The sequence below is a fragment of the Pseudonocardia sp. HH130630-07 genome, assembly GCF_001698125.1.
In the GTDB taxonomy this organism is placed as follows: domain Bacteria; phylum Actinomycetota; class Actinomycetes; order Mycobacteriales; family Pseudonocardiaceae; genus Pseudonocardia.
Genome location: NZ_CP013854.1, coordinates 1,323,212 through 1,337,047, shown reverse-complemented (window position 1 = coordinate 1,337,047; position 13,836 = coordinate 1,323,212). Strand labels below are relative to the sequence as shown.

The window sequence follows — 13,836 nt, the reverse complement described above, 5'->3', positions numbered from 1 at the left end:
CCCCGGTGACCGGCCCACCGCGACGGCGGGCGTGCTCTGCGCCACCATGGGCCGATGGCCACCCCGCTGCTGACCGATGACGAGATCGCCGCCGCCCTGCAGAAGCTGCCCGGCTGGGAGCGCGACGGCGCCACGATCGTCCGCACCGCGACGTTGCCCGACTTCGTCGCCGCCGTGTCCGTCGTGGACCGGGTCGCGGAGGACGCCGAGGCCGCGGACCACCACCCGGACATCGACATCCGCTACGACACGGTGACCTTCCGGCTGTCCACCCACTCCGAGGGCGGCCTGACGGCGAAGGACACCGATCTCGCCGCGCAGATCTCGGACCGGATCAGCACCGGGGGCGGCGGGAGCTGACCGCCGTCACTGCGGCGCGGCCGCGCCCAGCACGCAGTCGACGGCCAGGTGGAGGGTGTCGTTCTCGGTCTGCAGGACGGACTCCCCGACCGGCAGCGCCCGCTCCATGCCGAGCCCGTTGAGGACGGTGAGCAGGAACGCCGCCCGGCGGGCGTTGTCGCCCTCGGGCAGCACGCCCTCCTTCGCGAGCACGGCCAGCCAGTACTCCACCCGGCCCTGCATCTGCTGCGCGATGGCCGTGTAGGCGGCCCGGACCTCCTCGGTCGGCTCGGGGGCGACGAACTCCTCGACGACCCGGAGCGTGGCCGCCCGGGCCTGCGCGCCCAGCCCGACCCCGACCAGCACCTGCCGGAGACAGCCGACCAGGCGGTCCCGGGCGGGTACCGAGCTGTCGTGGATCCCGTCGCCGGGCAGCGCGAGGTCGTAGACCCGGGTCAGCACCTCGTCCTGCAGCTCGCGCTGGGTCGGGAAGTGGTGGCGGAGCGATCCGGTGCTGATCCCGGCCCGGTTCGCGATCGCACGCACGCTCAGCCTGGCCGTCGGGTCCTCCCCGAACAGCTCCATTGCCGCCAGCAGGATCCGGTCCCGGCTGCCGAGCCTGCGCCGCGTCTCCTCGTCCACGACACCACCTCCCGCCGAGAAACTAACACGCTGTATTGGCGGTCCGGCGGGCGCGCGCCCGGCCCGGCGGGCGAGTGGTCCGCGTCACCATCCCTTGAGTGTGCCGCCGCGGCATGACCGCTACTGGAGCCCACGGACCAGGGTGGACGACCAGACGAGGACGGAACGACCATGCTCGACGCGCAGCACCACGCAGACTGAACCGTCCCGGATCGGGGTGCGGGAGATCGCCACGCTCGGCTGGCTGGACGCGGACCGGGCGGTCGTCCCGGAACTGGTCGCGCTGCTGCGAGGGTGACCGTCCGGTCCGCCTGTCAGGCCCGGCCGACGCGGTTCCCGGTGCCGGATCCACGATCGTTCGACATCGGGTGGAACCGGGCGGGCCCGGGCGTCGTCCAAGCCGCATGACTCGTGATCACATCGTCCCGTTCCCGCCGTGCGCCGCTCCGTCCGACGGGGTGGCCCACCGCGTTTCCGCGCCGCGTTCCGCCGGGTGCGGGCCCGCGTCGCGACGCCGCCCGGTACCTCTCGACGATCTGATCGTCGCCCAGGGCGGTCTCGTGACCAGGGCCCAGGCGGTCCGGCTCGGGTTGTCGTGCGACGCGATCGACCGCAGGCTCGCGGTCCGTCGCTGGGTGCCGACGCACCCCCGGGTGTACCGGGACGCCCGCTGGCCGCTCACGGAGGCGAGCCGGATGCGGGCCGCGGTGCTGTGGGCCGGTGCCGGCGCGGTGCTGAGCGGGGCCGCAGCCGCGTGGTGGTGGGGTCTGCTGGAGGTCGCTCCGGTCACCGTGGTCGTGACGGTGCCGCGGCGGCGGGCGCCGCGGAGCCGCCCGGGCGTGCAGGTGCGGCGCCGCGACGCGGACCCGGCCGACGTCACCGAGCACGCCGGGGTCGCCGTGGCGATCCCGGCCGCCGCCGTGCTGCAGGCCGTGCAGGAGCCCGGGATCGCGGGCGAGGAGCTGCTGACGGGCATGCTGTGCGGCGCGGCCGACGGCCCCGCACCCGGCCTGGACGCGCTGCTGCTCGCCCAGGCCCGTACCGGTGGCGCGCACGGCTCCGCCCGCACCGGCCGGCTGCTCGCGACGGCGGTGCACCGCGCGGTGGGCCACGGCCGGCACCGGCTCCGGGAACTCCTCGTCCGCCACCGGGTGCCGGGCTGGCGGACCGACCACGTGATCGCCGGCGTCGTCCTGCCGGTGGCGTTCCCTCGGGAACGGGTGGCCGTCGAGATCCGGGGCGGTGGCTCCGGCCCGGACGCCTGCGGTGCCGCGTGGCGGCGTGCGGTGCTGCGGCGCCACGGCTGGCACACGGTCACGCTGGATCCGTCGGACCCGATCCGGCGCCCGGTCGCCACGGTGCAGGCCATCGGCGCGGCCCTGGCCGGTCGCCCGCAGGACCCCGGCGGCGCCTCGGCCCGCGCGAGCAGCTGACCCCTGACGCCCGTCCTGGGGGTGCCGGACCTGCTCGTCGACGCCGCCGCGTGTCCGCACCCCGGCCCCGGGCGTTCCGGGATCCCGCACGGTGTTCCGGATCCCGCACGAGGCCCGGTCTCGTGCGGGATCCGGTTACCCGTGCGGACGCGCAGTTCGTCCGGGACGGGGGCGTGATCCGTGCCCGGTCCCGCCCGCGGGTCGTTCGGGGGTGGTACCTGCGCCCGCGGGACCATCCGATCGCCTGCTCCGCCGGTTGCAGGAGCCCGGACCCACCCCGCGTGCGCGGTGATCACGGATCGGGAAGCGGTGCGGCCAGATGTGGCCGGTTTCCTTCCCGACTCGTGATCACCGGCGGGTATGAGGTCGTCGCGGGCGGGGGACCACACCGACGCAGGACCAACCGCGAGAATCGCGACGGGACCACCCCCGCGTGCGCGGGGACCGCTGCGCGACGGCCCCGTACCGCTTGATCAACCGGGGACCACCCCCGCGTGTGCGGGGACCGCGCCACGCTGCGCGGGCTCGACCACTCGATCCTGGAATACCCCCGCGTATGCGGGGACCGCGTGCCGCTCCTCGTACACACGCTGTACGGGCGGGGACCACCCCCGCGTATGCGGGGACCGCCGCCCTGATCGGCAACGTCGGCCTGGCCGCGGGGGACCACCCCCGCGTGTGCGGGGACCGCACTTCCTGACCAGCGACGATGCAGGGTCCGCCGAGCATCCTGGCATGAACGTCGACCCGGCAGTACGTCGGACACGGGCCGCACAAGGTCCACGAGTGACAGCGCACCGAACCGGGAGCACGGGCCCGTTCCGCGGAACGTGGCACCGGGAGGTCGCCGCTCCCACATGAGGTCGATGGCCTCGCTCGAAACGCGAACCCCCGAGACCGGGAACCGGGTACGGCGACAGCCGAAGATCGGGCGTCCCGCACCGGGTACCGGGCTCCGCACGGACTCCGAGCCCTGGCTCGGGGCCCGGTCCCGTGAGGGTCCCTGAACACCGTGCGGATGCGGCCGGACCGTGCGGATGCCGGACCGTGCGGGAGCGTCCGGCGCCGGGCGATGATCGGCACCTGCCCGGCGTGGCGACGGCCCCGCGCGCATCGGTGACGTTCCCGGCCCGGGTACCACCGGCCCGCGGCACCACCCAGGAGGTGCCGCAGCAGCCCGGACCGGCCCCGGTGACCCACCCGACGATGTGATTCCGGCCATGCGCCGGGCACCAGAGGCGTCGCGGCTCCCGGCCTCCGCCCGGAGGCCCACCGGCGCCCCGTACGAGCCGGACGCCCGGCCGCCCACCGTGCCGCCAAGATCACCTACGGCGCGGGCACCACGCCCGCAAGACGACACGTCCGTGCAGCTCAGCGGGGTGGTGCCGGGTTCAGTAGATCCGGGCGACCTTCACCGCGCGCTGGTAGGCCTTGCCACTCAGATCGTCCGCCCCCACCTTGCTCAGGCGGAGGGCGACCACCGGGCACGACTTGCATCGTTTGGGCTTGGAACGGCAGCACTTCTTCTTGACCTTACCCATGATGAGGTCAGGCTAACCTGCACCACCGGCAGGGTACAGGGGTTGCTGGCGATACCGTGGTGATGTGACCATCCCTCGTTCCGCTTCGGCCCTCGACGTTGCCCCCGCCATCGGGAGCGACGCAGTGCCCGATGCCGCCTCCGACGCCACGGGGCGTCCCGAGCTGCGCAACGTGGCGATCGTCGCGCACGTCGACCACGGCAAGACCACGCTCGTCGACGCGATGCTCCGCCAGTCCGGTGCCTTCGGTGAGCGCGCCGAGCCGGTCGACCGGGTCATGGACTCCGGTGACCTGGAGCGCGAGAAGGGCATCACGATCCTCGCCAAGCACACCGCGGTGGCCTGGCACGGGTACACGGTCAACGTCGTCGACACCCCCGGCCACGCCGACTTCGGCGGTGAGGTCGAGCGCGGCCTGTCCATGGTGGACGGCGTGGTGCTGCTGGTCGACGCGTCCGAGGGCCCGCTGCCGCAGACCCGGTTCGTGCTCCGCAAGACCCTCGCCGCCGGGCTGCCGGTGATGCTGGTCGTCAACAAGACCGACCGCGGTGACGCCCGGATCTCCGAGGTCGTCGACGAGTCCCTCGAACTGCTGCTGGAGCTGGCCGACGAGCTCGACCTCGACGAGTCGGTCACCGCGCACCTGCTGGACCTGCCGGTCGTCTACGCCTCCGGGCGGGCCGGCAAGGCCTCGCGGCACCGCCCCGCCGACGGCGAGCTGCCCGACTCCGAGGACCTGACCCCGCTGTTCGAGACGCTGCTCGACGTCGTCCCGCCGCCGGCCGACGACCCGTCCGCGCCGCTGCAGATGCACGTCACCAACCTCGACGCGTCCAGCTTCCTGGGCCGGATCGCGCTCTGCCGGATCCGGGGCGGCGCGGTCCGTCGCGGCCAGTCCGTCGCCTGGTGCCGGGAGGACGGCAGCACCCCGCGGGTCCGGATCACCGAGCTGATGATGACCGAGGCCCTCACCCGCGTCCCGGCCGAGGAGGCCCGCGCCGGTGACCTGGTCGCCGTCGCCGGGATCGCCGACGTCACCATCGGCGACACCCTCGCCGACCCCGACGCCCCCGTGGCGCTGCCGCGGATCGCCGTCGACGAGCCCGCCATCTCGATGACGATCGGCACCAACACCTCGCCGCTGGCCGGCCGCGACCCGCTGCCCGGCAAGAAGCTGACCGCCCGGCTGGTGAAGAACCGGCTGGACTCCGAGCTGATCGGCAACGTGTCCATCCGGGTGCTGCCGACCGACCGTCCGGACGCCTGGGAGGTCCAGGGCCGTGGCGAGCTGGCCCTCGCCGTCCTGGTCGAGCAGATGCGCCGGGAGGGCTTCGAGCTCACCGTCGGTCGCCCGCAGGTCGTCACGAAGACCATCGACGGCAAGCTGCACGAGCCGTTCGAGCAGCTCTCGGTGGACGTCCCGGAGGACAGCCTCGGCGGTGTCACCCAGCTGCTCGCCGCCCGCAAGGGCGAGATGGGCGACATGGTGCACGGCGAGGGCCGGGTACGGATGGAGTTCCGGGTCCCGGCGCGCGGCCTGATCGGCTTCCGGACCGAGTTCCTCACGCTGACCCGCGGGGCCGGCATCGCCAGCCACGTCTTCGACAGCTACGGCCCGTGGGTCGGCGAGATCCGCACCCGCAACAAGGGCTCGCTGATCTCCGACCGCAGCGGCCCCGTCACCGGGCACGCCGTCGACCAGCTGTCCGACCGCGGCACCCTGTTCGTCGGCCCGACCACCCTGGTCTACGGCGGCATGGTCGTCGGCGAGTACACCCGCAACGAGGACCTCGAGGTCAACATCACCCGGGAGAAGAAGCTCTCGAACGTGCGGTCCTCGACGTCGGACGTGCTGGTCAAGCTGATCCCGCCGACGATCCTGAGCCTGGAGCAGTCGCTGGAGTTCTGCGCGCCCGACGAGTGCGTCGAGATCACCCCGCAGAACGTCCGGATCCGCAAGATCGAGCTGGACCCGAACCTGCGGGCCCGCGCCCGCTCGCGGGCGAAGGCGGCGGCGAACGCGGCGAAGTGAGCCGGGCGGACCCCGTCCGGCGGGGCCGGTGAACGGGACGGGGATACTGCGACCGTGAGAGCACGTCGAGGAATCCGGGCGCTCCCCGCCCTGCTGTTGGCGGGGCTGCTGGGGCTGACCGCGTGCTCCGCGGACCCGCAGCCGGCCCCGCCGCCGGACATCGACCAGCCGACCGAGCCGGTCACCGCCCCGAGCCGGGTGGTGGCCGGCATCGACGAGCTGGGTGCCGGGTTCAACCCGCACCTGCGCTCGGACCAGTCGACCGCGACCACGGCGATCGCCGCGCTCGCGCTGCCGTCGGTGTTCCGGCCGGACGCGCAGGGGAACCTGCAGCTCGACCGGACCGTCGCGACGTCGGCGACGGTCACCTCGCAGAGCCCGTTCACGGTCAGCTACGAGCTCAACGTCGAGGCGGGCTGGTCCACCGGCGCACCGATCGCCGCCGAGGACTTCGTCTACCTCGCCGACCAGATGCGCAGCCAGCCGAACACCATCGGCGCGGCCGGCTACCGCGAGATCACCGACGTACGGTCACGGGCCGCGGGCAAGGCCGTCGACGTCGTCTTCCGCGAGCCCTACCCGCACTGGCAGGAGCTGTTCGACAACCTGCTGCCCGCGCACCTGCTGAAGGACGCGCCGGGTGGCTGGACCGCGCCGTTCGCGAACGGGGTACCCGCCTCCGGCGGCCCGTTCCGGCTGATGCAGGTCGACCGGCTGCGCGGCGAGGTGCTGCTGGTCCGTAACGACCCGTACTGGGACACCTCGGCCGTCCTGGACGAGATGATCCTGCGGACCATCCCGGCGAACACGCTCCCGACGGCGCTGGAGAGCCAGGGCGTCGACCTCGCGCTGCCCGACGCCCGTCCGGAGATCACCCGGGCGCTCGACGTGCTCGCCGGCTCGGCGGAGCCCCCGAAGGTCCAGCGGGCACCACGGCCGTCGGTGCAGCAGCTGGCGTTCCGCACCCAGGACGGCCCGCTGGCCGACCCGCGGGTGCGTGAGGGCCTCGCGGCGGTGCTGGACCGCGCCGCCGTCCGGCAGCGGGTCAACCCGGACGCGGCGCAGGTCGACGCGTTCGGCCTCGCCCCGTCCGACGCGGGGTACACCCCGTCGGCCCCGCCGGGTGCCCCGGCGCGGCCGGATCCGGCGGCGGCGCAGCGGGCGTTCACCGAGGCCGGCTACGTCCGCGGTGCCGACGACCGGTGGACCCTCGGCGGCCGCCCGCTGTCGGTGGTGGTCGGCGCCGGATCCGAGCGGACCGAGGACGTGGAGATCGCCCGGGTCGTCGCCGAGCAGCTGCGGGCCGGCGGGATCGGCGCCACGATCGTCGCCCCCTCCGGACGGGAGCTGCTGACCAGCGCGAGCGTCGCACCGACGACGCCCACCCCGAGCGCGGTGCCCGGCGCACCGAGCACCACCCCCGCCCCCGGCGGCGCCCCGCCCGCGACCCCCGCACCGGCCGCCCCGACGTCCGGGACCCCCATGACGTCCGCGACGCCGACGAACGGCCCCGAGGACGGCTCGGCCGTGCCGGTCGACGTCCTGGTGGCGTCCCGTCCGGCGTACGGGGCGATCGGGCCCCGCCTGGGGTCGGACTACGGCTGCCCGCCCGAGGACGTGCCCGAGGACCTGCCGGGGATGTCGTGCTTCCCGACCCTGCAGCCGTTGCTCGACGAGCTGCTGACCGGGCCGGCCGACCCCGCCCGGGTGGCCGAGGCCGAGCGGGTGCTGTGGCGCCAGCTCCCGGCGCTGCCGCTGTACCAGCCCCAGGGGCTCGTCGTCAGCAGCCGGGAGACCGACGCCGCGACGCGGGTGACCCCCGGCCCGATCCGGACCGGCCCGATGAGCAGCGCCCGCACCTGGGCGGAGCCGGAGGGCTCGGCCGAGGAGAAGATCTCGAAGCAGCCGGGGGATCCCGGCAACTGAGCCCGCCCGGTGTGGTGGCCCCTCGCCCGGCCACCACACCGGAGTACGCGTGCGCTCAGCCGGGGAGCAGGTTCTCCGCGTGCGCGTGGTGACACGCGGACAGGTGGCCCCCGCCGCCGGAACGGACCTGCAGCAGCGGCTCCTCGGTGGAGCAGATCTCGGTCGCCTTCCAGCACCGCGTGCGGAACCGGCAGCCGCTGGGCGGGTCCACCGGGCTGGGGACGTCGCCGGTGAGCCGGATCCGGGCCCGTGCCTCCCGGGCACCGGGGTCCGGTACCGGGACCGCGGACAGCAGCGCCTGGGTGTACGGGTGCGCCGCCCGGGCGTAGATCTCGTCCTCGGTGCCGAGCTCCACCATCTTCCCCAGGTACATCACGCCGACCCGGTCCGACAGGTGCCGCACGACCGACAGGTCGTGGGCGATGAAGATGTAGGACAGGCCGAACTCGCGCTGCAGCGTCCCCAGCAGGTTCATCACCTGCGCCTGGATCGAGACGTCCAGTGCCGACACCGGCTCGTCACAGATGATCACCTCGGGGCGCAGCGCGAGCGCCCTGGCGATCCCGATCCGCTGGCGCTGACCGCCGGAGAACTGGTGCGGGTAGCGGTTGACGAAGTCGGGGTTGAGCCCGACGACGTCGAGCAGCTCCTGCACCTTGGCCTGCCGGTCGCCCTTCGGCGCCACCTCGGGGTGGATCTCGAAGGGCTCGCCGATGATGTCGGCGACCGTCATCCGCGGGTTGAGCGAGGTGTACGGGTCCTGCAGCACGATCTGCATCTGGCGGCGCAGCGCCTTCAACTCGGCCCCGCGCTTGCCGAAGATGTCCTCGCCGTGGAAGCGGACCGACCCGGCGGTCGGCGGCTCCAGCCGCATCAGGACCTGGGCCAGCGTCGACTTGCCGCAGCCGGACTCGCCGACGACGCCGAGCGTCTCGCCCTTGTTCAGGGTGAACGAGACCCCGTCCACGGCCTTGACGTGCCCGACGGTGCGCTTGACGACCGCACCGATCTTGACCGGGAAGTGCTTGACCAGGCCGTCGACCTCGAGGATCGGCTCCCCGGTGGGACGGGCGGCGGTGTCGTGGTGGGGTGTCGCGGTCGGTTCGGGGGTGCTCATCGTCCGGCCAGCTCCTCGGCGAACAGGCACGCCGAGGCACGCCCACCGGGCAGCGCCAGCAGCGGCGGGTCGATCTCCCGGCAGCTGTCCGCCGCGCGCGGGCAGCGCGGGTGGAACGGGCAGCCGCTCGGGATCCGGGTCAGTGTCGGCGGCAGGCCGCTGATCGCCCGCAGCTCGGTGCCCTTGGTGTCCAGCCGCGGGATCGAGGCCAGCAGCGCCTCGGTGTAGGGGTGGCAGGGCTTCGCGTACAGCTCGTGCACCCCGGCCTGCTCCACGATCCGGCCCGCGTACATCACCGCGATCCGGTCGGCGACCTCGGCGACGACGCCCAGGTCGTGGGTGATGAGGATCAGCCCCATCTCCCGCTCGCGCTGGATCTCCGAGAGCAGGTCCATGATCTGGGCCTGCACGGTGACGTCCAGGGCGGTGGTCGGCTCGTCGGCGATCAGCACGTCCGGGTCCAGCGCCAGCGACATCGCGATCATGACGCGCTGCCGCATCCCGCCGGAGAACTCGTGCGGGAAGCTGGTGATCCGCTGCTTGGCGCCGGGGATCCCGACCATGTCCAGCAGCTCGACGGCCCTGGCCCGGGCGTCGCGCTTGCTCATGCCCCGGCGGGTGCGCAGCTGCTCGGCGATCTGGAACCCGACGGTGAACACCGGGTTCAGCGCGGACAGCGCGTCCTGGAAGATCATCGCGATGTGCTCGCCGCGCAGGTCGCGGCGCCGCTCGTCGCTCGCGGTGAGCAGGTCCTCGCCGCGGTAGCGGATCGCGCCCGCGGTCACCTTCGCCGGTGGCACGGGCAGGATGCCCATCACCGTGTTCGCGGTGACCGACTTGCCGGAGCCGGACTCGCCCAGCACGGCGAGCGTCTCCCCGGCGCCGACGTGGTAGCTCACGCCGTTCAGCACGGTCGCCACCCCGTCGCGGGTGTGGAACTCGACGTGCAGGTCCTCGACCTCCAGCAGCGGCGGGGACGCGCCGTCCGGAACGGGGGTCGTGTGCGGCGCACTCTGCTGCGCGCTCATCAGCGTCCCTTCGGGTCGAAGGCGTCGCGCACCGCGTCACCGAGCAGCACGAACGCCAGCACGGTCACGACGAGGAACGCGCCGGGGAACAGGAGCAGGTGCGGTGAGGTGCGGATGAAGCTCTGCGCCTCGCTGATCATCACGCCCCAGGAGACGACGGGGTCGCGCAGGCCGATGCCGAGGTACGACAGCGTCGCCTCGACGCCGATGAACGCGCCCAGTGCGATCGTCGCGTACACCAGCACCGGGGCGATGGTGTTCGGCAGCATGTGCTTGACGATGATCCGCCACGGGCTCGCACCGAGCCCGCGTGCGGCCTTGACGTAGTCCTGGCTGCGCGCGGCGATGGCGGCCGAGCGCATGATCCGCATCGAGACCGGCCAGGACAGCAGCGCGATGGTCACGATGACGAGCGTGCTGATGCCGATCACGCCGCCGCCGACCGAGTTGCGGAAGGTCGACAGGACGATGATGCCGCCGAGCACGAACGGCACGCCGAAGAAGACGTCGGCGACCCGGGACAGCACCGTGTCGACCCAGCCGCCGGAGAAGCCGGCGATCAGGCCGATGATGGCGCCGAGCACGACGGTGAGCGTGGTGGCGAGCACGCCGACGATGATCGACACCCGGGTGCCGTAGATGGTGCGGGCGAAGACGTCGCGGCCGAGGTTGTCGTAGCCGAACCAGGCCTCGGCGGACGGGTCCTGGCGGGCCCGGGACAGGTCGCCGACCGTCGGGTCGACCGAGGTGAACAGCTGAGGGAAGGCCGCGAGCACCAGCAGGACGGCGATCAGGGACGCGGCGACGATGAAGACGGGCCGGCGCCGCAGTTCGTACCAGGCGTCGGCGGTGAGACTGCGGGTCGCTGTGGTGGTGGCGGCCGGGCCGACGGAGTCGCCTGCGCCGCTCGCGGCGACGGGCTGAGCCGTCGCGACGGTGTTCGGGTCAGTCAAGGCGGATCCTTGGATCGAGGAGGGCGTAGGCGACGTCCACGAGCAGGTTGACGAGCAGGTAGACCAGCACCAGCAGGACCACGACGCCGGTGACGATCACCCCCTCGACCGACTGGATGGCCTCGAAGACCAGCCCGCCGATGCCGCGGATGTTGAAGATGCCCTCGGTGACGATGGCCCCGGCCATCAGCGAGCCGAAGTCGGCGCCGAGGAACGTGACGACCGGGATCGCCGAGTTCCGCAGCAGGTGCACGCCGACCACGCGGCGCCGGCTCAGCCCCTTGGCGACCGCGGTGCGGACGTAGTCGGCCCGCATGTTCTCGGCGATCGAGGTCCGGGTCAGCCGGGCCACGTAGGCCATGGACAGGCTGCCCAGCACGTAGCCCGGGACGATCAGCTCACTCCAGCTCGCGCTGGAGGAGACCGTCGGCGAGATGATCCCCAGCCGCAGGCCGAGGACGGTCTGCAGCACGTAGCCGGTCACGAACACCGGGACCGCGACGAGGAACAGCGTCGAGGCGAGCACGACGTTGTCGACGTAGCCGCCCGGGCGCAGGCCGGAGAGCACCCCGGCGGTGAGCCCGATGACCGACTGGATGAGCAGGGCCATGATGGCCAGCCGGATCGTGACCGGGTAGGCGTCGGCGATCAGCTCGCTGACCGAGATGCCGGAGAACGTCTGGCCGAAGTCACCGGTCAGCAGGTTCCCGAGGTAGTTGAAGTACTGGATGATCACGGGCTGGTCGAGCCCGTACTCGGCCTCGACGGCCGCGACGTAGGACTCCGGGCACGCACGCGCGCCGCACTTGCCGGCCAGCGGGTCGCCGGGGACGGCCCAGACCAGCATGTAGATCAGGAACGTGGTGCCGAGGAAGACCGGCACCAGCTGCAGGAGTCGTCGCAGGACATACCGTCCCACGGTTCACCTCCGGGTCATCGGGTGCGGCCGGTGGGCCGCACCACGCACGGACCGGCGGCCGGGCTGGTGGCCCGGCCGCCGGTGTGAGTCGGGCGCCGACGGCGCGACCGGGCCTACTCGGTGACGGTCACCGTGCTGAGGTCCAGCTCGCGGCGGAAGCTGAGCTGCGCGTTCTGCAGCCGCTCGGACCAGCCGAACTGCGCGGACTGGTCGTTGATCGGCACCGACGGCATGTCCTTCACCAGCTGGCGCTCGGCCTCCTGCCAGGCCGCCTCGGCCTCGGGCAGCGTCGGGGCGGTGTCGCCGCGGGCCATCAGCTGCTCGAACTGCGGGCTGTTGTACTTGGCGTCGTTGGCGGCGCCGCCGACCCGGTAGATCGGGTTGAGGAAGTTCTCGATCGACGGGTAGTCCGCGATCCAGCCGGTCCGGAAGATGCCGGTCAGCTCTTCCTGGTCACGCTGGGTCAGGAACTCGGCGAACGTCGGCACCGGCACGAACCGGCACTCGGCGCCCAGCGCGTTGGTGATGCTGACGCAGGCGGCCTGCATCCACTCCTGGTTGATCGCGGAGTCGACGTTGGAGATCAGCTCGATCGGCCCGGTGAACCCGGACTCGGTGAACAGCTGCTTGGCCTTCTCGGGCTGGAAGGTGCAGAGCTCGCCGCACTGGTTCTCGGCGCGGCCCGGGACGTTGCGCGGGACGAAGCCGTCGGCCGGCTCGACCGAGCCGCTGTACACGGTGTCCGCGATCGCCTGGCGGTCGACGGCCATCGAGATGGCCTGGCGCAGCCGCACGTCGGAGTACCGCTGGTCGTAGAGCGGGAACGACATGGTGTTGATCGACTGGTACGGCTGGGAGCCGCTGCGCTCGGGCAGGTCGGTCTTGTACAGGTCGTCGACCAGGAAGGAGCCGGGGATCGTGTCGAGGAAGTCGAGGTTGCCGCTCACGACGTCCTGGTAGGCGGCCTGGCTGTCGCCGTAGATCCGGAACTCGACGCCGCCGATGCTGGGCTTCTGCGGCCCGGCGTACTGGTCGTAGCGGGTCAGCATCACGTTCTGGTTCGGCTGGCGGGACTCGTAGCGGAACGCGCCGTTGCCGATCGGGTTCTGCTCGAACGCGGCGCGGTCGGCGAAGAACGAGTCGGGCAGCGGGTAGAAGACCGTGTAGCCCAGCGTCGTCGGGAAGATCGCCGACGGGCCGGACAGCTCGACGGTGAACGTGCGGTCGTCGACGACCTTCAGCCCGGACATGGTCTGCGCCGTGGGCTGGGCGTTCTCGTCCGCCGGGTGCACGTCGGCGTAGCCGGCGACGTTGGCGAAGAAGCTCGCGTTCGCCAGGCCGTTCGGGCTGTAGGCGGTGTAGTTCCAGGCGTCGACGAAGTTCTTCGCCAGCACCGGGGTGCCGTCGTGGAACGTCCAGCCCTCGTTCAGCGTGATGGTGAACGTCTTCGAGTCGGTCGTCTCGATCGACTGCGCGACGAGGTTGGACACGGTGCCGTCGGCGGAGTAGTCGACCAGCCCGTCCCACATCGCGTCGACGATCTTGCCGCCGCCGGTCTCGTTGGTGTTGCCGGGGATCAGGGTGTTCTCCGGCTCGGTCCCGAAGACGGAGACCGTGGCGGCCCCGCCGTCCGCGGCCTCGCCACCTCCGCCCCCGCCACAGGCACTGAGCACGAGCGTGGTGGACAGGGAGAGCGCGAGGAGCGCCGCTACTCTGCGTGATCGCATCAGGTTCCACTTCGGTGGGGCCGCCGTGTGGGTGGGGACGGCCGGGGGACGAACACTGGTTTCCCGGACAGTAACCGTCCAGAAGTGGTACGGGTGTAACAGTTTAATTGCGCGGACGTCCAGAGGCTGCTGCACGTTATCGCGCACGTACGCACCGTGGCGATCATTGCGGGAATCGC

At 72.6% G+C, this 13,836-nt stretch carries 13 protein-coding genes; 6 read left to right on the top strand and 7 right to left on the bottom strand.

The features are described 5' to 3' along the window. Positions 1-54: 54 nt before the first annotated feature. The gene (locus tag AFB00_RS06375) at positions 55-360 is read left to right on the top strand and encodes a 4a-hydroxytetrahydrobiopterin dehydratase (protein WP_068796460.1); all 306 of its coding nucleotides are present in this window, start codon (positions 55-57) and stop codon (positions 358-360) included. A 6-nt stretch (positions 361-366) separates the two neighbouring features. On the opposite strand, the gene AFB00_RS06370 is transcribed toward AFB00_RS06375, so the two are convergent. After that, positions 367-981 (bottom strand): TetR/AcrR family transcriptional regulator, encoded by a 615-nt coding sequence (locus tag AFB00_RS06370; protein WP_231974252.1) that lies wholly within the window; start codon positions 979-981, stop codon positions 367-369. 142 nt (positions 982-1,123) lie between these two features. Between AFB00_RS06370 and AFB00_RS33010 the strand changes: the two genes are divergently transcribed. From AFB00_RS33010 to AFB00_RS33005, 3 genes are all read left to right on the top strand, one after another. Beyond that, positions 1,124-1,279 (top strand): hypothetical protein, encoded by a 156-nt coding sequence (locus AFB00_RS33010; protein ID WP_156819409.1) that lies wholly within the window; start codon positions 1,124-1,126, stop codon positions 1,277-1,279. Between the two features lie 262 nt (positions 1,280-1,541). Further along, entirely contained in the window at positions 1,542-2,414 is an 873-nt protein-coding gene (locus AFB00_RS06365) for a hypothetical protein (protein ID WP_068796459.1), read from the top strand. Positions 2,415-3,461: 1,047 nt separating this feature from the next. Further along, positions 3,462-3,626 (top strand): hypothetical protein, encoded by a 165-nt coding sequence (locus AFB00_RS33005; protein WP_156819408.1) that lies wholly within the window; start codon positions 3,462-3,464, stop codon positions 3,624-3,626. A gap of 179 nt (positions 3,627-3,805) precedes the next feature. On the opposite strand, the gene AFB00_RS33870 is transcribed toward AFB00_RS33005, so the two are convergent. Next, positions 3,806-3,955: a hypothetical protein gene (locus tag AFB00_RS33870; protein ID WP_197519766.1), complete on the bottom strand. Its 150-nt coding sequence runs from the start codon at positions 3,953-3,955 to the stop codon at positions 3,806-3,808. Positions 3,956-4,079: 124 nt separating this feature from the next. Here AFB00_RS33870 and typA point away from each other — a divergent pair, with 124 nt between their 5' ends. Both typA and AFB00_RS06355 read left to right on the top strand, forming a co-directional pair. Further along, positions 4,080-5,987 (top strand): translational GTPase TypA, encoded by a 1,908-nt coding sequence (typA, locus tag AFB00_RS06360; protein WP_068796458.1) that lies wholly within the window; start codon positions 4,080-4,082, stop codon positions 5,985-5,987. A gap of 54 nt (positions 5,988-6,041) precedes the next feature. Further along, entirely contained in the window at positions 6,042-7,913 is a 1,872-nt protein-coding gene (locus AFB00_RS06355; protein ID WP_068796457.1) for an ABC transporter substrate-binding protein, read from the top strand. Positions 7,914-7,968: 55 nt separating this feature from the next. Here the strand turns inward: AFB00_RS06355 and AFB00_RS06350 are convergent, their stop codons facing one another. The 5 genes from AFB00_RS06350 to AFB00_RS06330 all read right to left on the bottom strand — a co-directional run bounded on the left by AFB00_RS06350 (position 7,969) and on the right by AFB00_RS06330 (position 13,657). Then, positions 7,969-9,030 carry an ABC transporter ATP-binding protein gene (locus tag AFB00_RS06350; RefSeq protein ID WP_068796456.1) on the bottom strand — a complete coding sequence of 354 codons (1,062 nt, stop codon included), beginning with the start codon at positions 9,028-9,030 and terminating at the stop codon, positions 7,969-7,971. Beyond that, positions 9,027-10,058: an ABC transporter ATP-binding protein gene (locus tag AFB00_RS06345; protein WP_068796455.1), complete on the bottom strand. Its 1,032-nt coding sequence runs from the start codon at positions 10,056-10,058 to the stop codon at positions 9,027-9,029. The genes AFB00_RS06350 and AFB00_RS06345 overlap by 4 nt, the downstream gene beginning before the upstream one ends. Continuing rightward, the gene (locus AFB00_RS06340; protein ID WP_068796454.1) at positions 10,058-11,011 is read right to left on the bottom strand and encodes an ABC transporter permease; all 954 of its coding nucleotides are present in this window, start codon (positions 11,009-11,011) and stop codon (positions 10,058-10,060) included. The genes AFB00_RS06345 and AFB00_RS06340 overlap by 1 nt, the downstream gene beginning before the upstream one ends. Beyond that, a complete protein-coding gene (locus AFB00_RS06335) occupies positions 11,004-11,930 on the bottom strand; it encodes an ABC transporter permease (RefSeq protein WP_068796453.1) in 927 nt (308 codons plus the stop codon). Before AFB00_RS06335 ends, AFB00_RS06340 begins: the two co-directional genes overlap by 8 nt. 113 nt (positions 11,931-12,043) lie before the next feature. Continuing rightward, positions 12,044-13,657, bottom strand: a complete 1,614-nt coding sequence (locus AFB00_RS06330) for a peptide ABC transporter substrate-binding protein (protein WP_083275315.1) — start codon at positions 13,655-13,657, stop codon at positions 12,044-12,046. Between the last annotated feature and the right edge of the window lie 179 nt (positions 13,658-13,836).

Coding starts and splice junctions, on each gene's coding strand:
- AFB00_RS06375 (WP_068796460.1), top strand. CDS start 55: ATGGCCACCCCGCTGCTGACCGATGACGAGATCGCCGCCGCCCTGCAG.
- AFB00_RS33870 (WP_197519766.1), bottom strand. CDS start 3,955: ATGGGTAAGGTCAAGAAGAAGTGCTGCCGTTCCAAGCCCAAACGATGC.
- AFB00_RS06350 (WP_068796456.1), bottom strand. CDS start 9,030: ATGAGCACCCCCGAACCGACCGCGACACCCCACCACGACACCGCCGCC.
- AFB00_RS06345 (WP_068796455.1), bottom strand. CDS start 10,058: ATGAGCGCGCAGCAGAGTGCGCCGCACACGACCCCCGTTCCGGACGGC.
- AFB00_RS06330 (WP_083275315.1), bottom strand. CDS start 13,657: ATGCGATCACGCAGAGTAGCGGCGCTCCTCGCGCTCTCCCTGTCCACC.